14 protein-coding genes are annotated in these 21,257 nt (G+C 53.5%); all 14 read right to left on the bottom strand.

Annotated elements, in window-relative coordinates:
* Nucleotides 1-38 precede the first annotated feature (38 nt).
* The 14 genes from ppdK to BR86_RS0108570 all read right to left on the bottom strand — a co-directional run bounded on the left by ppdK (nucleotide 39) and on the right by BR86_RS0108570 (nucleotide 21,222).
* On the bottom strand, nucleotides 39-2,675 hold the full coding sequence (gene ppdK, locus BR86_RS0108645) for a pyruvate, phosphate dikinase (RefSeq protein WP_031473086.1): 2,637 nt from the start codon (nucleotides 2,673-2,675) through the stop codon (nucleotides 39-41).
* A gap of 605 nt (nucleotides 2,676-3,280) precedes the next feature.
* Entirely contained in the window at nucleotides 3,281-4,222 is a 942-nt protein-coding gene (locus tag BR86_RS0108640; RefSeq protein WP_031473084.1) for an AEC family transporter, read from the bottom strand.
* 445 nt (nucleotides 4,223-4,667) lie between these two features.
* A complete protein-coding gene (locus BR86_RS0108635) occupies nucleotides 4,668-6,107 on the bottom strand; it encodes an amidohydrolase (RefSeq protein WP_031473082.1) in 1,440 nt (479 codons plus the stop codon).
* 223 nt (nucleotides 6,108-6,330) lie between these two features.
* Nucleotides 6,331-7,104, bottom strand: a complete 774-nt coding sequence (locus BR86_RS0108630; RefSeq protein WP_051684697.1) for an amino acid ABC transporter ATP-binding protein — start codon at nucleotides 7,102-7,104, stop codon at nucleotides 6,331-6,333.
* Nucleotides 7,088-7,759: an amino acid ABC transporter permease gene (locus tag BR86_RS0108625; RefSeq protein ID WP_031473078.1), complete on the bottom strand. Its 672-nt coding sequence runs from the start codon at nucleotides 7,757-7,759 to the stop codon at nucleotides 7,088-7,090. Before BR86_RS0108625 ends, BR86_RS0108630 begins: the two co-directional genes overlap by 17 nt.
* A 166-nt stretch (nucleotides 7,760-7,925) precedes the next feature.
* On the bottom strand, nucleotides 7,926-8,993 hold the full coding sequence (locus BR86_RS14675) for a transporter substrate-binding domain-containing protein (protein ID WP_051684696.1): 1,068 nt from the start codon (nucleotides 8,991-8,993) through the stop codon (nucleotides 7,926-7,928).
* A 450-nt stretch (nucleotides 8,994-9,443) separates the two neighbouring features.
* Nucleotides 9,444-11,108 carry a citrate lyase holo-[acyl-carrier protein] synthase gene (citX, locus tag BR86_RS0108610; protein ID WP_031473074.1) on the bottom strand — a complete coding sequence of 555 codons (1,665 nt, stop codon included), beginning with the start codon at nucleotides 11,106-11,108 and terminating at the stop codon, nucleotides 9,444-9,446.
* A 133-nt stretch (nucleotides 11,109-11,241) separates the two neighbouring features.
* Entirely contained in the window at nucleotides 11,242-12,630 is a 1,389-nt protein-coding gene (locus tag BR86_RS0108605; protein ID WP_031473072.1) for a glycine--tRNA ligase, read from the bottom strand.
* 333 nt (nucleotides 12,631-12,963) lie between these two features.
* Nucleotides 12,964-13,998 carry an acyltransferase family protein gene (locus BR86_RS0108595; RefSeq protein ID WP_031473070.1) on the bottom strand — a complete coding sequence of 345 codons (1,035 nt, stop codon included), beginning with the start codon at nucleotides 13,996-13,998 and terminating at the stop codon, nucleotides 12,964-12,966.
* A gap of 197 nt (nucleotides 13,999-14,195) precedes the next feature.
* The gene (gene recO, locus BR86_RS0108590) at nucleotides 14,196-14,846 is read right to left on the bottom strand and encodes a DNA repair protein RecO (protein ID WP_031473068.1); all 651 of its coding nucleotides are present in this window, start codon (nucleotides 14,844-14,846) and stop codon (nucleotides 14,196-14,198) included.
* A gap of 39 nt (nucleotides 14,847-14,885) precedes the next feature.
* Complete coding sequence (era, locus tag BR86_RS0108585) at nucleotides 14,886-15,800, bottom strand: GTPase Era (protein ID WP_031473066.1); 915 nt, start codon at nucleotides 15,798-15,800, stop codon at nucleotides 14,886-14,888.
* 120 nt (nucleotides 15,801-15,920) lie between these two features.
* On the bottom strand, nucleotides 15,921-18,851 hold the full coding sequence (locus BR86_RS0108580) for an insulinase family protein (RefSeq protein WP_031473064.1): 2,931 nt from the start codon (nucleotides 18,849-18,851) through the stop codon (nucleotides 15,921-15,923).
* 88 nt (nucleotides 18,852-18,939) lie between these two features.
* Nucleotides 18,940-19,809 carry a YdcF family protein gene (locus BR86_RS0108575; RefSeq protein ID WP_031473062.1) on the bottom strand — a complete coding sequence of 290 codons (870 nt, stop codon included), beginning with the start codon at nucleotides 19,807-19,809 and terminating at the stop codon, nucleotides 18,940-18,942.
* Nucleotides 19,810-19,989: 180 nt separating this feature from the next.
* On the bottom strand, nucleotides 19,990-21,222 hold the full coding sequence (locus BR86_RS0108570) for a peptidase U32 family protein (protein ID WP_031473060.1): 1,233 nt from the start codon (nucleotides 21,220-21,222) through the stop codon (nucleotides 19,990-19,992).
* Nucleotides 21,223-21,257: the final 35 nt, after the last annotated feature.

The following is a 21,257-nucleotide window of genomic DNA, read 5'->3' as shown; positions in this document are numbered from 1 at the left end:
GGAGATTTCAAAAGTTCCCAAAAAACAGCTTGCATTCTTTACTGACGTGACTCGGCGATAGCTGCCTGTGCTGCTGCCAGTCTCGCAATCGGAACACGGAACGGGGAGCAGGAAACATAGTCAAGGCCGATCTCGTGGCAGAACTCAACGGAAGACGGATCGCCGCCGTGCTCGCCGCAGATGCCGACCGGAAGGTTCGGATTGGTCTTGCGTCCGAGCTCAACCGCCATCTTCATCAGCTTGCCGACACCCTCGGTATCCAGCTTTGCAAACGGATCATTTTCCAGAACCTTTGCGTCATAGTAGGAATCCAGGAACTTACCGGCATCGTCACGGGAGAAACCGAATGTCATCTGAGTCAAATCGTTGGTGCCGAAGCAGAAGAACTCCGCTTCCTTCGCAATCTCATCTGCTGTCAGAGCTGCTCTCGGGATCTCGATCATGGTACCTACCTCGTACTTCAGATCGGAACCTGCTGCCTTCAGCTCGGCATCCGCAGTCTCAACGATGATCTTCTTTACGAACTGCATTTCCTTGAGAATTCCAACCAGCGGAACCTCGATCTCCGGAACGATCTTCCAGTCTGCGTGTGCATTCTGAACCTTAATAGCCGCACGGATGACAGCCTTTGTCTGCATCACAGCGATCTCCGGATATGCGATCGGAAGACGGCAGCCACGGTGACCCATCATCGGGTTGACTTCAACCAGACCTTCGATGACAGCGCGAACCTGCTCTGCGGTCTTGCCTGTATTCTTGCAAACTTTCTCGATATCCTCCTCAGTCTTCGGAACGAACTCGTGCAGCGGCGGATCCAGGAAACGAATGGTAACCGGGTTGCCTTCCATTGCCTCGAAGAGCTGCTCGAAGTCTCCCTGCTGAAGCGGAAGAATCTTATCCAGTGCTTTCTCGCGCTCTTCTCTGGAGTCTGCAACGATCATCTCACGGATCGCATCGATACGGTCGCCCTCAAAGAACATGTGCTCGGTACGGCAAAGGCCGATACCCTCTGCGCCAAGGCTTCTTGCTCTCTTTGCATCTTCCGGTGTATCCGCATTTGTACGAACCTTCATGGTTCTGAATTCGTCCGCCCAGGTCATGAGCTTTGCAAAATCCTCATCTTCCACTGCGCCCTCAGATACTTCCAGTGCGCCGTCATAGATATTTCCGGTAGAACCGTCGAAGGAAATGATGTCTCCCTCTTTGTATGTCTTTCCGCCGAGTGTGAAGCTCTCGCCGTCCTCTGCAAACTTGATATCAGAGCAGCCTGCTACGCAGCATGCGCCCATTCCGCGTGCAACAACCGCTGCATGAGAGGTCATACCGCCGCGGGCAGTCAGGATACCCTGAGCTGCCTTCATTCCCTCGATATCCTCCGGAGAGGTCTCGAGACGAACCAGGACAACTTTCTCGCCCTTTGCTGCCGCATTCTTCGCCTCAAGAGCGGTGAATACGATCTTACCGCAGGCAGCGCCCGGTGCAGCCGGAAGGCCCTTGCCGATCTGCTCTGCGCTCTTTAATGTCTCCTTGGAGAAAGAACCGTGAAGAAGTGTATCCAGGTTTCTCGGATCTACAGCCAGAACAGCGGTCTTCTTGTCGATCTTTCCTTCTGCCACAAGATCGCATGCGATCTTCAGCGCTGCCTTCGCGGTTCTCTTACCATTGCGGCACTGAAGCATGAAGAGCTTTCCATCCTCGATGGTGAACTCCATATCCTGCATGTCTCTGTAATGGTCTTCCAGTTTATCGGAAATCTCAAGGAGCTCCTTGTAGATCTCCGGAAGTTTTACTTTGATCTCTTCGATCTTCATCGGAGTTCTCGCACCGGATACGACATCTTCGCCCTGTGCGTTCATCAGAACTTCCGCATAGAATGCATTTTCACCGGTAGCCGGATCACGGGAGAATGCAACGCCGGAACCGGATGTCGGTCCCATGTTGCCGAATGCCATCATCTGTACGTTTACGGCTGTACCCCAGCTGTACGGGATATCATTGTCACGGCGGTAAACATTGGCACGCGGGTTATCCCAGGAACGGAAAACTGCCTTAACGGCCTCGATCAGCTGCTCTCTTGCATCGCTCGGGAACTCGCTTCCGATCTCGTTCTTATAGAGAACCTTATACTGTGCAACCAGATCCTGAAGATCCTCGGTTGTCAGATCAACATCGGCGGTAACTCCCTTTTCTGCTTTTTTCTTGTCGATGAGCTTTTCAAATTTGCTCTTGGAAACTTCCATTACGACGTCGGAGAACATCTGAATAAATCTTCTGTAGCAGTCCCATGCCCAGCGCGGATTGTTGGACTTTCTGGACATTACGTCTACGACCTGCTCATTGATGCCGAGGTTCAGGATGGTGTCCATCATGCCCGGCATGGAAGCGCGAGCACCGGAACGAACCGAAACCAGAAGCGGATTCTCGATATCGCCGAACTTTTTGCCGGAGATTGCTTCGAGTTTCTCCATGTATTCTCTGATCTGTCCCTTGATCTCATCGTTAATCTGTCTGCCGTCCTCATAGTACTGAGTGCAGGCCTCTGTGGTAATTGTGAAACCCTGCGGAACCGGAAGACCGAGATTTGTCATCTCAGCCAGGTTAGCGCCTTTACCACCGAGGAGATTACGCATGTCTTTGTTACCCTCAGTGAACAGATAAACCCATTTGTTAGCCATTACTCTTTCCTCCTGAATACTTCGACGAACCGCCGCAGCCTTCTTTCTCCAGCCGTCCATCATAAAAAATGATTAACTCCCTTGATCATTATAGCACAGCATTCCATGGAGTAAAGGAGTTTTTTGTGCGTTTTACGTAATAAATTCAATAATACTTCTTATTTTGTGTACAGGTTACACATAATTCTGAAATAAATTTTTCTTAACAAACTGCCCTTTTCTTGATTGTGCCCTTATAAATACAAGCTTTCTGTTCATTTTTACCCATCATCTTTTCGATTTATCATCGTGTCTGTTGCCAAAGATTGTTCTTATTCACGTACAATTTAAACGATTTTTCTCCATCAAGCCTTTTTGAAACCGTTTTCTTTTTTCCGTTTTTCCGATCATCAAAGGCCAATAATGTGTCATGAACCATCAAACGGGCAAGTAAATCCATACTCTGTTTTGTGAATCGAACACTCCGCACTGCTTCCCTATGAAACAAAAAAACAGCCCGAAGGCTGTCTTTTGTCCCATAATATAATAATCATCTCATCGGAGGACTCGCCCGCAATTTCCGCAGGACGGATCCGTTCCTTTATACGCAGACATCATTTTGCCACTCAAACAAATCCCAGCGCCGCATAGGCGTAAACCCAGATGAACAGGGTCAATGCGGACGCAACGGTACTGAATACCACAAACTGCCCGGCCAGTTCTCCATCGCCGCCCATATTCTGGGCCATCACGTAGGAGGAAGTCGCGACCGGTGTTGCGTAAATGATGAAGAAGGTGAAGCGGACCACATCACTCAGTCCGGCGAGAGTCGTAATGACAGTCACAACCAGCGGAATGACCAGAAGCTTGATTCCCATCGCCACCGTAAGGCATTTCAGGTTTTTTCCAACCTGTGAAAATTCCAGTGTTCCGCCCAGAATAAAGAGGGCAAGCGGTGTCGCCATACTGCCCATATTCTTCACCGGCGTCTCGATAAAGCGCGGAAGATGAATTCCGAGTGCAAAGAAAAGCGCTCCGACTGCGATACCGTCGATCAGCGGATTTGTCAGAATGTTGATGATCAGCTTTTTCGGATCGGTCAGCCCCTCGCCATGGAAGGATTCGAGAACCAGCACCGCGGAGACATTGAGGATCGGGACGATCACCGCCAGCATCATGGTCGCATAAATTTTTCCCGGTTCTCCCATGACAACTTCAGCCATCGGAAGGGCAAACAGGACACAGTTGGACCGGTATATGGCCTGAACGACCACACCCCGGCGTGGGTTCTCTTTCACACACCACGGAACCGTCAGCATCAGAAGGACGATCAATGCGATCAGCGATGCGCCCTCCGCCAAAAGAAGCGGAATGTCGATCTCAATGGACGGATCCATGGTATACATATTCCAGAACAGCGACAATGGAAAAAAGGCTTTGAACACCAGCTTATTCATCCCCTGAAGGAGCTCATTTGTGCACAGCTTCAGCCTTCTTGCCCCGTAGCCCACCGCCAGATAAAAAACAAACGGAATGACCGCATTCAGCGATACCATCAATGCTTCCATACTATCTCCTAACTATTTCCGATACCCACAAATCCCCGGTCGGGCTTTTGCTGCCAATCGTTTTTGCTTCCAGTCATTCCCCACGCACTTCACCCGAATGCATCTTCAAACCTCAATCCGAAATTGCATGGAAGATGTCGTTCTGCGAGAATGCCGCTCTGCGAAAATGCCCCTCTGCAAAAATGCCGCTCTGCGAGAAGCTACTCTGCGAGAGGCCGCTCTGCATAAATACCGCTCTGCGAGAAGCTACTCTGCGAGAAGCCGCTCTGCGAAAATGTACGCGGATCACACAGCGAAAAATGCTGCTTTCAGCGGCAAAAATCCGACACTTCAAACGACCGTTCCGTCGTTTTCTATACTATCTTATGGGAGCAATCCCGGAAAGTCAAACCGTGAAGAATTGTGTTTTCACAAATAATTTCTTGTAGTGATAGTATGTTTTTCATTAGTAGGTTCCGATCGGCGGTTTTACGCTGTCCGGAAGCGGACACTGATAGTGGCCTCCGTTTTTCCGGCGGACTTCCTCTTTTGCTTTTTGGATCAGATCCGTCCGGTCCATGGTTCTCACACAGGCAAGCGCCATGATCTCCGCAGCGGTCAGGAGTCCCTTGTGCGCAATTCGGCTGCCGGCCTGTCCTGCCATCTGCCAGGTGTGACCGATATTGCCGATGCACGCGGTGGCAATATTCAGTTCCACCGTCGGCGCGGCATAGCTCACGTCGCCGACGTCCGTGGATCCGCCCTGCGGCTTTCCGGAACGGGGATCAAACGCAAAGACCCCGGCATGAAGCGGACGTTTCTCAATCTCCGGAACATTTTCCGCGCCAAACATCTCCGCCATTGACTGGCGAATGTGGTCGAGCGTGACCGGATCGTAGGAGCGGAGATATTTCTCCGCCAGAGCATAGTCCTCGTCGTCCCAGGACGGTGCGCCGACTTCTTTCAGACAGTCGCTCACGATCGGCGCAAGGGTGCGGTTGGATTCGAAATCGGAGAACGCCATGCTCACTTCATATGTCAGTTTCGTTCCCGTCATCAGCGCCGCACCTTTTGCGATATCCACTACTCTCGCGAACAACTCCTTCACTTCGGACACGCGGCGGGCGCGAACTTCATACTTGACCGAGGCGTGCGCCGGAACCACATTCGGCTGAGAGCCGCCCGCATTGGAGTACGCGTAGTGAACGCGCTGTCCGTCCTCCATGTGTTCTCTCAGATAGTTACAGCCCACATTCATCAGCTCACAGGCGTCCAGTGCGCTTCTTCCGTTCCACGGGCAGGCGCCGGCATGGGCCGTGATGCCGTCGAACGTAAATGTCGCACCCATGATCGCGGAATTGGAATCGGCCGAAACCTGATTGACGGTTGCCGGATGCCAGGTATAGACAAAATCGCAGTCATCGAAGAGTCCTGCTCTTGCCATGAACTGTTTTGCCCCGGCTCCTTCTTCCGCAGGACAGCCGAAATAAATGACGGTTCCGCTCTTTTGATTCCTCTCCAGATACTCTTTCACCGCGATCGCCGCGGACAGAGACGCGGTTCCCAGTGCGCAGTGACCGCAGCCGTGCCCCGGCGCACCTTCCAGAACCGGCTTGTGCTCCGGATTTCCGGCTTCCTGGCTCAGACATTCCAGCGCATCAAATTCGCCCAGAATCCCCATGACCGGAGCGCCTTTTCCCCAGCGTCCGAGAAAACAGGTCGGCATGTCGGCCAGTCCCTTTTCCACCTGAAATCCGTTTTCCTCTAGAAGTCCGATCAACAGCTCCGATGACTGAAACTCCTGATACGCCATCTCGGCAAAACCGTGAATCCGGTCGTTTGCACTCAGGATTTCCTCCCGGTGCGCCGCAACCGAAGCCCTGATCTGTTCCAAATCTTTCTCCATGATATTCCCTTCCATGCTGTCTCCGCATCCTGTTTATCTTCTTCCGCACTCAAGTTTACTTCGGAACTTTTTTCTCCTCAAATTTTTGTCGGAATCTGTTTTCCCTCGGAATTCTGTTTTCCCTCGGAATTCTGTTCTCCCTCGGAATTTTGCTCTTCCCTCAGCAGATTCTGTCTCCGACCTCAGTTCCCTCGCGCGCAGGAATCAATTTTTTCCCTTCATGTCACAGCACCTGACTGAGAAATGTTTTCGTCCGCTCATTTTTGGGATTTCCGAACACCTCGTCCGGTGTCCCCTCTTCTGCGATGACACCGTCTGCCACAAAGATCACGCGATCTGCCACCTCACGGGCAAATCCCATCTCGTGGGTGACGATCACCGTCGTCATTCCCGAATCCGAGAGAGCGCGGATGACCTCCAGCACTTCTTTCACCATCTCCGGATCCAGTGCACTGGTCGGCTCGTCGAACAGAATGACCTCCGGTTCCATGGCCAGCGCTCTCACGATGGCCAGTCGCTGTTTCTGTCCGCCGGAAAGTCTTGTCGGATACTCATCCCGTTTCTCTGCAAGGCCGACCTTTTCCAGCAGTTCCATGGCTTTTTTCTGCGCTTCCTCTTTCGGAATGTGCTTTTCGAGCGTCGGCGCCAGCGTAATGTTCTCCAGCACCGTCAGGTGCGGAAAGACATTAAAGTGCTGGAAGACCATGCCGATCTTCTGGCGGTACCGGGCGATATCAATCTTTTTATCCATGATGTTCGCCCCGTCAAAGAGGATTTCTCCCTCATCCGGCGTCTCGAGACGGTTCAGACAGCGGAGAAAAGTACTCTTTCCGCCGCCGCTTGGTCCGATCACCGCCACCGTCTCTCCCTCATGGATATCGATGCTGATTCCCTTCAGAACATGGATGTCTCCGAAGGACTTTCGGAGGCCGGAAACCCGAAGGATGACATTTCCGGACGGATTTGTGTTTTCGTTATTCTTAGCTGTTTCTGTCATTGGATCTCATCCTCTTTTCACATATTGCCAGAAGTCTTGTCAGAAGAAAGGTCAGCATCAGGTAGATCAGACCGGAAATCAGAAGTGACGGAATGGCGAGAAATGTCGCCGCCTGCACGGTCTTATAGGAAGTCGTCAGCTCCGCGATGAAAAATACCGACGCAAGGGAAGTCTCCTTGATCATGGTAATGAATTCATTGCCCAGCGCCGGCAAAATGTTTTTGATCGCCTGCGGAAGAACCACCTTCATCATCGTATTCTTCCGGCTGAGTCCGAGGCTGAGTGCCGCCTCCGTCTGTCCTTTATCCACCGCCTCAATTCCGGCACGGATAATCTCCGCCACATAGGCGCTGGAGTTGATGATCAGTGCGATGACAATGCACTGCGTATCCGACAGTTCAAACGGCATGGCTTTCGGCAGAAAGATCCAGAAGAAATAAATCTGAAGAAGTACCGGCGTTCCGCGGATAATCTCAATGTAAAGATTGACCAGCCACTGTCCCGGTCTGAACCGTGACAGTTTCACAAAAGCAATCAGCGTTCCGAGAATCGTGGCAAAGGCAACCGTGACGGCCGAAAGCCACAGTGTTCCGTACAGTCCGCTGATATAAACGCCGGAATACTTTCCCCATAGTTTTATTACACTTGAAATCATTCTTTTCTCCTGTCCAGCAATTTCTCAGTCCCGGAAGAATCCTTCGCCCGCTCCGTTCTCCGCTCGCTTTTCCTTCATTTCTTCCCGGAAGGAATCCCGAAGGACCATTCCGGAAGGAATCCCTGATGAATCCCGGCGCGGGTGAAAGTCTTATCTGTCAATCGGATCAATCCACTCCGAGAGAGGACGCCTGCGCCGATGCCGTCTCAACCCATTTGCCCATCAGGCCGTTTTCATCCAGCTCCGCAATGCAGGTGTTGACGAACTCGGTCAGCGCTTCCTCATCTTTCATGATTCCGACGTGGTTGCCCTGCATCTCTTTCGGCACATCAAATTTGAATCCCTCTACCAGCGTCAGGCCCGGATTTGCCTCCGCATACAGTTTTGCGCTTGCCTTGTAGACTGCTGCCGCATCGGCTTTTCCTTCCTGTACCGCCATATAGGCATCATTGGAAGAGGAAACCTTCTTGATATTTCCCACTTTGACTCCCGCTGCATCGACCAGAGCCTCCTGAAGAGAACCTGCCTGGAAGACAATGGTCTTGTCGGCGAGATCATCGAGTCCCTTGATCTTATCCTTGTTTTCCTCCCGAATCAGAAGGCCGTGTCCCGCCTCTTTCGGATCCGTGTAATATCCGTCCGACATGTTGCAGGCTTCCGCGCGCTCCGGTGTGTAAGCGAGGCCCGAGATCGCCAGATCCGTCTTTCCTTCCACCACGCTCGTCAGAACAGCGCTGAATTCCAGCGGAACATATTCCATCTTTACGCCCATGCGGTCTGCGATGAATTTTGCAAACTGGACATCCGCGCCGCAGTACTGTTCATCCCCCTGTTTGGATGAATCAATGAACTCATACGGAGCAAAATACGGCTCGCTGGCGATCTGAATGACTCCCTTTTTTCGGATCTCGTCCAGACGGCCGCCGCTGATCGCATCATACTTTGCCTTCCACTCTTCCGAAACTGCCGGGATCTCCGCATATTTGAATTCCTCCGCTGCGGCAGAACCGGCATCCGCTGCCTTTGTAGTCTCGGCAGCCTTTGCGGTCTCCTCAGCCTTTGCAGTCTCCGCCGCCTTCGTGGTCTCCTCCGCCTTTGCGGTCTGCGTCGCCGCGCTTCCCGGCGCACAGGCGGTAAATGCGGCTGCCATCACCGCAGCAGCGCCAAATGCGATGATCTTCTTCATGTTTCCTTTCATGTTTCTTTTCGTTTCTCTCTTCATGTTTTTTCTCATCCTCTTCTCCTCCTGATGTTCCACTGGTCTGCGAAGAACCCGTTCTCGGAATCCCGCCGGAAACCTGTCTCTATCCGCAACCGGGGCGAATGGGAGGAGTGAATGTCCTGTAACGGAAACGACAGCGTTCACTATAACCCTTGGGAATGAGTATGTTTTCTTCGTATGACGCTATACTACTACAAACGCTTTAGTTTGGCAACGTATTAAATTAGTAAATTGCAAAAATTTTTTTTCTGCAATTGAAAAATATCTCCGCGGAGAATTGTTGTGACAGGGAAAAATCCTTGGATTCTCCTGATTTTTTTACACAAATGAGGCACATTCTGCAGGTGCTCCCGCAAAATGTGCCTCATTGCGCAATAAAATCAAAAATTATGCTATTTTTCGTTTTTTCATGATATTTATTCGATCGAATTACTCTGTTTATAATCCCGCGCGCTCCGAATGTCAAGCGTGGTCCCCGGTGAGAATCCCCTCTTCTTCGCAGAAGCAAAATAGCAGAGAAATTGCGAGAATATCGGCGCTTCCGCCGGGGCTGAGATGATGACGGATATAGTCGCTATCCAGTTTTGATATATCCGGAACGATGGTCTCCGCTGTCATATTGCGGAGAATCTCCCTCGCTTCTTCTCTTCGGCGTTGCGCTTCCTCATTTCCGCCGCGGCGGATCATATTCGTATCCTCCGTCTCCGCGATGATGGAAAGAAGCGCCGCGCAGGACGCGTCATTTAAAGAACATCCTTGCGCAAGCCACTTTCGGATCGCCGGAAGGCCGATGTTAAGCGCGTGCGGAAAGCCTTCCGCCGCCTCTCCCCGGGCGCCGTATGCAGGAGTCTCATTTCCCTTCGCGGCTTCTCTTCCGGAGTTAATCAGGGAAGACTCCGACTCCGCCGCCCTCAACGGTTCCGGCGCCTTGTTCTTGTCCTTCTCCTCTCCGGTCTCCGGCGAAATCCCGGAACAGCCGAATTTTTCCCGAAGCGAACAGCGGCCGATTTTCCTGCATTCCTCAATCAGATGCTTTTCCGGGATCTCCTCCGCCGATCCTGTCCGCATCATTTTTCCGATGGCGGCCGCAATGATCGTCACCGCGTAGATCAGTCCCTGATGCGTATTGACGCCGCCGGTTGCCCGGAACATGGCGCGATCCGCCATTTTCCCGATAAACTGCAGTCTCCGGAAAAGCGACTCCGGCGAATCATCCGCGTGATCCCAGCCGACACAGAACATGTCCCGGAACCAGTGACAGAGCGTCGCACTGCTGTCCACGAAAGTGAAATAATCCATATCGCTGTGAGAACCCTGATTGGCGCGGTCCACAAGTCCCGGCTTCGGCGTTGTCGACACCTCATAGAGCAGTGCTCTGGTCGCGCAGATGGCGACGCGGTCCGCCTCTTTGTCACGAAAATACGAATGCACCAGATCATTTAGCGTGTAGGCGATGATCTCCGCGCTGTGCGCTCCGCTTCTCGCACAGATCTTCGCGTTCTCACCGCAGACCATGCAGGTTCTCGCCGGAAGTCCGAATTGCGTTCTCGAAAGCGGAACCCCGTCCGGGCCGATCACATCGATGTCGAAGAGACGGCCGAGCGGATGATATTCCTCGATCTCCGTCATTTTCTTCTTGATGCGGTCCGCCGGAAGATTCAGAAGAAAGAATGCCTGGCTTCCGGTCATCTCATGGGAGACATCCTCCCGAAGGATCACTCTGCCTTTTTCCGTCGCCATCTTGCCTGATGTCTCCGACGCTGCCTTCTCCGCCGCCTTCTTTTCCGACGTCTCCGCTGCTGTCTTTTTCGCCGTCTCAGCAGTAAACTTCTCTGCCGTCTTGCCCGATATCTCCGACGCTGCTTTCTCCGACGCTGCCTTCTCCGCCCCCGGAACAGTCCCGCTCAGCGATTCAATGTCCTTCCGGATCTCACGGATTCCCTCTTCAAAGACCCGTCTTGCGGTGACGGACTGTTTTACCGGTCCCGGCATATTCAGTGCAAAGCTGATCAGCGACATCCCGCCTTCCGCGAGAAATGCCCTCTGTCGTTCCGCCCGCGCTGACCGCGCATCCAGTATTTCTTCCAGCGTGATCGCCGTTCCGTCAAACAGGGATATTTTTTTCACTCTCGTCACCTCCTGTACCGGCTGTGTCCCGACTCCGGCACGCTGTTCCTTCAGTTAACATAAGCTCCAGCCGGCAGAGCGCCGGATGGAGCTTTGAAAATGTCTTATCTTTGTCTTGTTCTCTTCAGACCGATCAGAATGTGAACTTGTCTGCGAAGTAGTTCTTCAGCTCAGCGATCGGAATACGTACCTGCTGCATGGTATCACGATCACGAACGGTTACAGCGTGGTCGTTCTCGGTATCGAAATCGTAGGTGATGCAGAACGGAGTACCGATCTCATCCTGTCTTCTGTATCTCTTGCCGATTGCGCCTCTGTCGTCGTACTCGCAGTGATAGGTCTTTGCCAGCTCGAAGTAAAGCTTCTCCGCTTCTTCTCCCAGCTTCTTGGACAGTGGAAGAACCGCAATCTTCACCGGAGCAAGAGCCGGATGGAAATGCATCACAGTTCTGACATCGCCGCCTTCCAGCGTCTCCTCGTCGTATGCAGCGCACAGGAATGCCAGCGTTACGCGGTCTGCGCCCAAGGACGGCTCGATTACGTACGGAATATATCTGTCCTTGGTCTCGTCGTCGAAATAGGAGAGATCCTGCTTGGATACTTCCTGATGACGGGAAAGGTCATAATCGGTTCTGTCTGCGATACCCCAGAGCTCGCCCCATCCGAACGGGAACAGGAACTCCAGATCGGTGGTTGCCTTGGAATAGAAGCTCAGCTCTTCCTTCTCATGGTCTCTCGCTCTCATCTCTTCCGGCTTAATGCCGAGGCCCTGCAGCCAGTCGATGCAGTACTGTTTCCAGTATGCAAACCACTCCAGATCGGTATCCGGCTTGCAGAAGAACTCCAGCTCCATCTGCTCGAACTCTCTGGTACGGAAGGTGAAGTTGCCCGGTGTGATCTCGTTACGGAAAGACTTACCGATCTGTCCGATTCCGAACGGAACCTTCTTGCGGGATGTTCTCTGAACGTTCTTGAAGTTTACAAAAATACCCTGTGCAGTCTCCGGTCTCAGATAAACCGCGTTCTTTGCATCCTCGGTTACGCCCTGGAATGTCTTGAACATCAGGTTGAACTGACGGATATCGGTCCAGTTGCTCTTGCCGCAGCTCGGGCATGCGATTCCGTGCTCCGCGATAAAGTCCTGCATCTGCTCATTGGACCATGCGTCAACGGAACCCTCCAGTGCGAAGTTGTTCTCTGCGCACCAGTCCTCGATCAGCTTGTCGGCTCTGAATCTCTCATGGCACTCCTTGCAGTCCATCAGAGGATCGGTGAAGCTGCCGAGATGTCCAGAAGCGATCCATGTCTGCGGGTTCATCAGAATCGCGCAGTCAACGCCGACATTGTACGGGCTTTCCTGTACGAACTTCTGCCACCATGCTTTCTTCACATTGTTCTTCAGCTCAACTCCGAGCGGACCGTAATCCCATGTATTCGCAAGTCCGCCGTAAATCTCGGAACCCGGATATACAAAACCTCTTGCTTTTGCGAGGGCAACGATCTTCTCCATTGTCTTTTCCATCTTGATCCTCCTCATGACCGCCGGCTGGCTGCCGGGGTTCATCTCATAAAAGTGTTAAATTATTTACACGTAGAATTTAGTATATATGCTTTCATTACGCTTTTCAAGAAGGAATTCCATCCCTTCCTCCGCCTGTAAGCCGCGGCGTTCCCTTACATCCGTTCAGTGTCCTCTCTAAACTTTTCGGCGAATCCGCATTCATCCAGATCCGCCGTTCCGCCGAATGTACCATCCATCCGAAACCTCAGATTCCTCGGGATCCGCATTCACCCAGATCCGCCGTTCCGCCGGATGTGCCATCCATCCGAAACCGTTGCATCACCGGATCCGCATTCACCCCCGGCCGCCGTTCAGAAGCGAATACAGCGGCGGAACATTCTTCCGCAGAAATCCCGCAAGCCCATGGCATACCGCCACCGCGATCAGCGGCATAACCGTAAAGAGAATCGCCGCCACGATGCCATTTCCCGGGAAAATGCGGACAACCGTCTTATTTACAGCACGGACCACGACAAAATGAAAGGCATAGATAAAAAATGTCTCTTTCATCCACGGGCGGATCCCGTCCTCCGAAATCCACCTTTCATTGAATACCAGCCAGAGTCCAGCCGGTACCAGAATCGAATAAAGTACGATCGGCTGGGGGGTCTGAACGATCCGGTAATACCGGTAAAGCGCCGCTGCCGCCGCGAGCGACGCGCATCCGAGCAAAAGCTGCTTTATGCTCCACGCCTGTTCGGTCACGTTCCGGAACCGGACGGCCGCCATCCCGCCGAGGCTGAAGTAGATCAGCGCGTCCGGATTCAGGACCGGCACAGCCGGCCAGACATACCAGAGCACGGCGAAGCCCGCGAGCATCACGAGATATCCCGCCTTCGACCGGAGAAAGATCCAGATCACCGGGGCAAGAATTACCAGTAGGATCAGCTGAAACATGAACCAGAACACCGGATTATGTGTAAAAAATACCGCCGCGCGGATGATCTCCTCTGCCGTGACCGGAATCCCGGTCCGTCCCGTAATCTCCGAAAGCAACGGAATCCGGCTTGCCGCCGCATCTGCGGCATAGTACAGAAGATTCCACAGTAGATACGGAACAAGGAGCGAACGTACTCTCCGGAACCATTTGCCCGGAAGTTTTTTCAGCTCAAAACCGCGGAAAAACCGGTATCCGGAAATCATCAGGAAAAACGGGATATCCGCGCGGATGACCGAGTAGGCGTATTCATATTCAAACCGCCACAGAAAACCGTTCGTTCCCTGACCCGGAAGAAAAAGATCCGCGTTTCCCGCGTGATTCCAGATAACGAGGACACAGCAGAGGAAACTGAGCCAGGTCACTTTTCGCTGAAACTGTGCGTCTGTCATCCCGTCTTCTCCTTCCCGATGTTAAAGCTTCCCGCCGTTTTTTCCGGCCTGTATTCTTGTCTTAAGCAGCCTTTTCCTTCTGTGTTTCCGTATCCCGTGGCAGACTGAAACGCAGCCCGGAATCCTGCCCTGACGGCCCCTTCGTCTTACCGCTGTTTTCCCCAGCTCCCTGACGGCGGTGACGTTCTCCGTCGGATTTACACCATCACCTTCAGCACATCCAGCGAGTGGAAGTGCCGGTCCACAAAACGGGCGATGTTCCGATCCACCGCATGTCCGAACTCCCTCATCGGCTCGTCCTTCAGCCGGAAGGAAAACAGGTTGTCAACCGGTCTTGTGGCGGACACGTACCAGGCATACCGGGCCGCATCGCTGTACTCGCCCCCCGGCATAGTCTCCGTATATTCGCCGTTCAGGACCATCAGCCGCAGTTCATAAACCCGGCGCACCATGACGTTTGGCACCCGGTCTTCCCGAATGGCGGTGAACGCGGCCTCGAGAAGATCGATCACGGCTCCCGCTTCGATCCCCTCCCGGCCGTAGTACGAGGCAAACTCGCTGAAATACGACGCATAGCAGACCGCCTCCGGATCCATCGCCAACTCTGAATGGTAATCGTCCACTTCCGCAGAATAAAGGTTATAGGAGTCTCTTCCTTCCGCGAGGGAAAATGTTCCCGCGACAAAGGGGGACGCCGCCGCCCGGAGCGTCGAGGAACTGCGTTTCGCCCCCCGCGCAAACGCCGTGATCTTTCCCCTCTCGCGGGTCAGGATCACCAGGCGCCGGTCATAATCGCCCACCGGCGATGCGGAGAGCACCATGCCGCTGAGGTTTACGAGATCTCTCATAGACAGCCTTTCCCTCTGCCGGCAGCCTGCCCGCAGACATCATTTTTTCCCGTTTTTCATCTCATAGCCGAAATTCTTCATATACAGCTCGCTGTCTCGCCAGTCCTTGCGCACCTTGACATGGAGCTGAAGATTCACCTGATCCTGAACCATGTCCTCGATGTCTTTTCTCGCCTGAGAACCAATACGCTTCAGCATGGCGCCGCCTTTTCCGATGACAATGCCCTTGTGGGAATCCTTCTCGCAGACGATGGACGCGTCGATGTCCCAGAGGCCGTTTCCGCGCTGTTTCATCGAATCGATGACCACCGCGATGCCGTGGGGAACTTCCTCCTTCAGAAGACGAAGCGCTTTTTCGCGGACAATCTCCGCCGCAATCTCCCGCATCGACTGGTTGGTGACCGTCTCCTCGTCAAAAAACTGCGGTCCCACCGGGAGAACGCTCATGATTTTCCTGCGGAGCGCATCCACGCCGATGCCCCGGAGAGCGGACACTTCCGCGATCCCGGCAAAATCCATCAGTCCGGCGAACGCATTCTTCGCTTCTTCCGGCTTCGCTTCATCCGCCTGGTCGATCTTGTTGATGACCAGGATAACCGGCTTTTTCGCCGCGGCGAGGATCTTCGCGATATACTGATCGCCTTCCCCGACATAGCTTGCCGGCTCGACGAGCCACAGAACCGCGTCGACCTCGGCGAGCGTCTCTTCCGCAGTCTCGAGCATATATTCGTCCAGCTTGTGACGGGCCTTCAGAATTCCCGGCGTATCCAGGAAAATGATCTGGCCCTGCTCATCGGTATAGACCGTCTGGATCCGGTTCCGCGTTGTCTGCGGCTTTGCGGACGTGATCGCGATCTTCTGTCCGATCAGATGGTTCATCAGAGTCGATTTGCCGACATTCGGCCGCCCGATGAGCGTCACAAACCCGGAATGAAATCCGTTCTTTCCTTCCATATCTTCCATATCTCCTTCATCCTGTTCTCTTCCGCCGTGCCGTCACCGCCGCAGTCGGGAAGTTACCGCCACACAGTCCTCTCTGCAGTGCAACCTCTTTGCGGTGTGCCGCTTCGTGTCTTACTGGAACAGATTTCTTGTCTCTTTAAACATCTCTTTGTTCGCATCGATCGCGCTTCCGGATCCCACGGTGCAGAATGCGCCGGTCTCCAGAACCGCCCGGACAATCGGTGCCAGCCGCCGGATATCCTCCGGTGTGCAGTCGAGCACCTGTCCTCTCTCCCGGGTCAGCATTTCGTCCGTCACGTGAGAGAAGTACGCGGAATCACCCCGGAGTCCCTTATACTGCGGGGCAAGCGGCGTATCCAGATCGCTGACCGTGCCGATGACATATTTTGTCATCTCGCGCTCATCCGCCGCAAAGTTTTCCATGTAATCCGGCACGGTGCGGTAGATCTCATCGGTCTCGCGCAGTTTCGGATCCCGATAGGAGACAAAGTTTCCGATTCCGGAGCGGCCGGTGCCGAACATCACACCGTAGGCGCCGTTCTTTACGCGGACATTTTTCCAGAGATACTCATATCCGAGAATAACCTTCAGCACTTTCAGCGCCGCGTCATAGGAATAGCCGGCTGCGCGGAAATCGCCGCTGCGGGCCACATAGTTCACCTGTGACGGTACGCGGAAGCCTTCATTGGCCAGATTTTCCTTCCACTCAAACGGGAAGGTCTCGCCGCTTCCTTTCGGGAGTGCCGCGGCAAATTTCTCCGCCGCCCTGCACATATGCGCGATTCCGTCATGATCCGCCGTAAAGCTGAACGTCAGGTTCTCTCTCGTAAAGAGCTTTCCGGCAACCTCCGCAAGCTTATCGGCGATCGCTTCCTTTCGGGACTCAAAATCCTTTGAGAGTCCGCAGAGGAAGTCATAGTAGGTGATGCCGCCGGTCATCTCATCCCAGGCGCGGTCTTTCGCGATGTAGGAACCGGCCCGGAGCGCCGCCGCCATATGGGAGGCGTTGTTCAGTTTTGTCTGCTGACGGGACTTCATCTCATCCAGCACTTCCTTCAGGCGGTCCGTGTCGTGAAGCCGGGAGCGAAGGAGAATCTCTTCCAGAAGCGCCATTCCGTCTTCCAGACGTTCATCCAGAACTTTCAGGTTCAGCGCAAGGAAGCCGCGGAATTCGTTGTGACGGTCGAAATCCACATAGTTCACCATATCGGCGCCGATGCCGCCGGTCACAAGATCCATCTCATCGCTCAGCTCTTCGAGCGAATACTTCTCCGTCGCAATGTATCCGATGACCTGTTTGAGAAAGGTCACATACGGAAGATCTTCCGACGGCACACGGTCTGTCTCAAAGAGAAGACGCATATAGTCAATGCCGGAGGTAAAGAATTCGTGCTTTAAGACTGTGGTCTCCTCATCCGCCGTTTTGACGGATGCCGTCTCCAGCGATAGTTTTTCCGGTTCGCGTTTGATCTGATCTCTGCGGAGCAGCGGGATCTTCTCCATATCTTCCCTGGAATCCGGCGTCTCCTGATAGATCTTCAGTTCCTTCGCGAAATCCACAATGCCGCGAATCTCATCGGAGGAGAGACTTTCCCGGAACGCCGCCATTTTCTCCGCAAGTTCTCTGTCCTGCTTCTCATCCAGATTCTTCTCCGGATACGCGATCACCACCGCGGCAAAGCGGTTGTCCAGAAGATAGCGGCGGATCAGTTTCTCAAAATATCTCTCATCCACGGCCTTTTTCAGATACTCAAAGGCTTCGTTGTACCGAAGGTACATTTCCGGATCCTCGCCGTACAGCCAGGAATCAAAGCACTGCAGACCGTACGCCAGTCCCTTCGGGAAGCTCCCGAAATCCGCCTCGCGAAGCCGGAACTCATAATAGTTGATACCGGCAAGAAGCGAGCGTTTGCTGAGTCCCTCTCTGGCGGTCTTCTCGAGTGTCTCCCGGATAATGCGGAGAAAGTCCTCTTTCTGTCCCTCATCCGCATCTTTTGCGACCACGGAGAAATACGGCTGGCGCATCCCGCTGTCGTAACCGCCGTAGATGTCGTCACCAATGCCGGCCTTCACCAGTTCGCGCTTCAGAACCGCGCCCGGCGCATCCAGAAGGACATATTCCAGAACCTGAAGTCCGATGTGAAGGGTGCTGTCGATCTTATCGTCAATCGCCATGTTCAGCGAGAGATACGCCGCATGGTCCGTCGGCTGGTCTTCCGTCACGGAGTACGGCACCCGCAGTTCACGGATCTCGTCGAAAGGCTTCTGATACTGAATCTCCGAGTCGATCTCTTTGCGATCGTATCTGGATAAATACTCCCGGTCGAGCCAGTCCAGTTTCTCCGCCATATCCATATCTCCGTACAGATAGATGTAACTGTTGCTCGGATGATAGAATGTGCGGTGGAAATTCAGAAACTGCTCGTAGGTCAGGTTCGGAATATCCTTCGGATCACCGCCGGACTCCACGCTGTAGGTGGTATCCGGGTAGAGAGCGGTGGTTGTCGCGCGCTCAAGAACACTGTCCGGGGACGAAAATGCGCCCTTCATCTCATTGTAGACCACGCCGTTGACCGTGATGGGGCTGTTCTCATCCTCCGCCTCATAGTGCCAGCCTTCCTGCCGGAAGATCTTCTCGGTCTTATAGATATTCGGATGAAGCACCGCGTCCATGTAGACGTCCATCAGATTCTGGAAATCCTGCTCATTGCAGCTCGCCACCGGATATACGGTCTTATCCGGGTAAGTCATCGCATTCAGAAATGTGTTGAGCGACCCCTTGACCAGTTCGACAAACGGATCCTTGACCGGGAATTTCTCCGATCCGCACAGAACGCTGTGTTCCATAATGTGGGCAACGCCGGTGCTGTCCGACGGTCTTGTGCGGAACGCAATGGTGAAGACTTTGTTGTCGTCATCATTGGATACCAGGAAAAATTTTGCTCCGGTTTTGATATGTTCCATCAGGATTCCCTCGCCGTTCAGCTCCGGAATCGTATTTCTTCTGATCAGACGGTAATTCGAAAGTTCTTCAAGTTTCATCCGATTTCTCTGTTCCTTTCCTTGTTTTTCTCTATGATTCTGTATTCTGCTGCCGATTCCTAAGCCTTCCGCCCGGTCCGCACGCTAATCAGATATTTCCGACAAATTTATCCTTTAACAGCGCCACTCCTTCTCTCACCCAGAGATGAAGCGACATCACCGGGTCGGTCTTCGCAGGGATGCCCGCGCACGTCACGCCCGCGGTTCGCTGAAAGATTTTCAGTGCCCGGTAGACATGAAAATCGCTGGTCAGAACGGCCGTCGGCGGAAGTTGGTACGGTTCCGCTTCCCGTTCTTCGGGCATCGTCTTTTCCTCCGGCGGACCGTCTTTCCCATTGCTCCGGATCGTCACGCGGACCGGAACGAGTGTCCTGGACTCGACATGTTTCCGGATCACTTCAAGACTGCACTCGATATTCTGCACCGTGTTTTCCGAACGGTTTTCGATCAGATAACAGTATTCCGGAACATGATGTTCCATCATCCAGACGCGCATCGCTTCCGCCTCCGGAATATTCTCGTCCTTCCCTTTTCCGCCGGACAGAACGAGAATGACTCCCGGATTCTCCTGAAGATACTCATAGGCCCGCTCCAGCCGGCGTTCAAGTGAGACGGACGGCTTTCCGTCTTTGAGTCCGGCCCCCAGGACAATGCAGTATTTCGGCTTTTTGTCTTCCGGCCCGAAACGATCGTCAGACCGGAGAAGCCCGATGAAAATCACCGCCTCCGCGGCGAGAAACACGGCCGCTGCCGCAGCCATGATGGTGATCACGCGAACTTTGGTCTGAAGTTCCACCGGACTCGTCTGTGTGTAGCGGATCCAGAGGGAAAGTCCCGCGAACAAGATGCTCATCAGCGGCCAGAACACAAAAAAGGAGGTGGTCAGACCGGAATATACGGCCAGGATTGCCGCGTATACAAGGCATCCCGCCGATATCAGTTCAAATATCCTGATCATTTCTCCACCCCCGTTATTCTCTTTATCTCTTTGCCCGCCGGCAGAGCCGGCAAACCTCACGCCATCCGCTTACTGCGGGCCATTCCTTCGGCAAACGGTTCCGCTTACTCCGCGGCAGCTTCCATTCCGCAAACAGTTCCGCTTACTCCGCGGCGGCTTCCATTCCGCAAATGGTTCCGCTTACTCCGCGGCAGCTTCCACGCGAAGAATATCGCCTTCTTCCACCTTCTGATCCAGCTTCACATGAAGATTCTGAAGCGGATGCGGCGCGGAATCCTGTTCCTCCCCGTCGTCGTTGCGGATCGACAGAACTTTTGCGGTGAGATCGGTGCCGTCCGGCTTCATGATCTCGATCGCATCGCCGACGCAGAACTTGTTCTTCTGCTCGAAGACCGCTGTTCCGTCCTCCTCCAGACTGCGCACCGTACCGAGGTAGGTGTAATTCTTCACATAGGTATTGCTGTCATAGATCTGCGCGTTCGTATCCGGTTTCCCGAAATAGAAGCCGGTCGTGAACTCGCGATATGTGCATCTTGCGATCTCATCGCGGTACCACGGAAGATTTCTGCGGTATTTTTCCGGATCCTCATAATAATCGTCGATCGCTTTGCGGTAGGTTCTGGCGATGGTTGCCACATAGAGCGCCGTCTTCATTCTTCCTTCCAGTTTGAAGGAATCAATGCCTGCCTCGCAGAGCTCCGGGATGTAGTCGATCATGCAGAGGTCCTTGGAGTTGAAAATGTAGGTTCCGCGCTCATTTTCATAAACCGGCATGTACTCACCCGGTCTGGTTTCCTCCACGATGGAGTATCTCCAGCGGCACGGATGCGTGCACTCGCCGCGGTTCGCGTCGCGGCCGGTGAAGAAATTGCTCAGCATGCAGCGGCCGGAGTAAGACATACACATTGCTCCGTGCACAAAGGCCTCAATCTCCAGATCCTCCGGCACCTTCGCACGAATCTGACGGATCTCCTCGAGAGAGAGCTCTCGCGCCGCCACCACGCGGGTTGCGCCGAGATCATGCCAGAACTTAAATGTCTCGTAGTTCGTACTGCTGGACTGGGTGCTGATATGGATGTCGATTTCCGGGCAGATCCGTCTTGCGGTCATGAAGATTCCCGGATCATTGATGATCATGGCATCCGGCTTCAGTTCCTTCATCTTCTTCATGAATTCTTCGACTTCCGGGAAATCATAATTATGTGCGAGAATGTTCGCGGTGATATGAACCTTCACACCGTGCTCATGGGCATAGCGGATTCCCTCCGCCAGATCCTCGTCGCTGAAATTCTTGGCTTTCGCGCGCAGGCTGAATTCCTCGCCTCCGCAGTATACTGCATCTGCTCCGTATCGGATTGCTGTCTTCATCACTTCCAGGCTTCCGGCCGGAATCAGTAATTCTGGTTTTTTCATCAAATTCTCCTACTGTATCTATTATATCGTTCTTT

This window comes from [Clostridium] aminophilum DSM 10710 (genome assembly GCF_000711825.1).
GTDB classification, from domain to species: Bacteria; Bacillota; Clostridia; order Lachnospirales; family Lachnospiraceae; genus Clostridium_R; species Clostridium_R aminophilum.
Note: the sequence above shows the minus strand (reverse complement) of the source record. Positions and strands in the feature narration are given on the sequence as shown.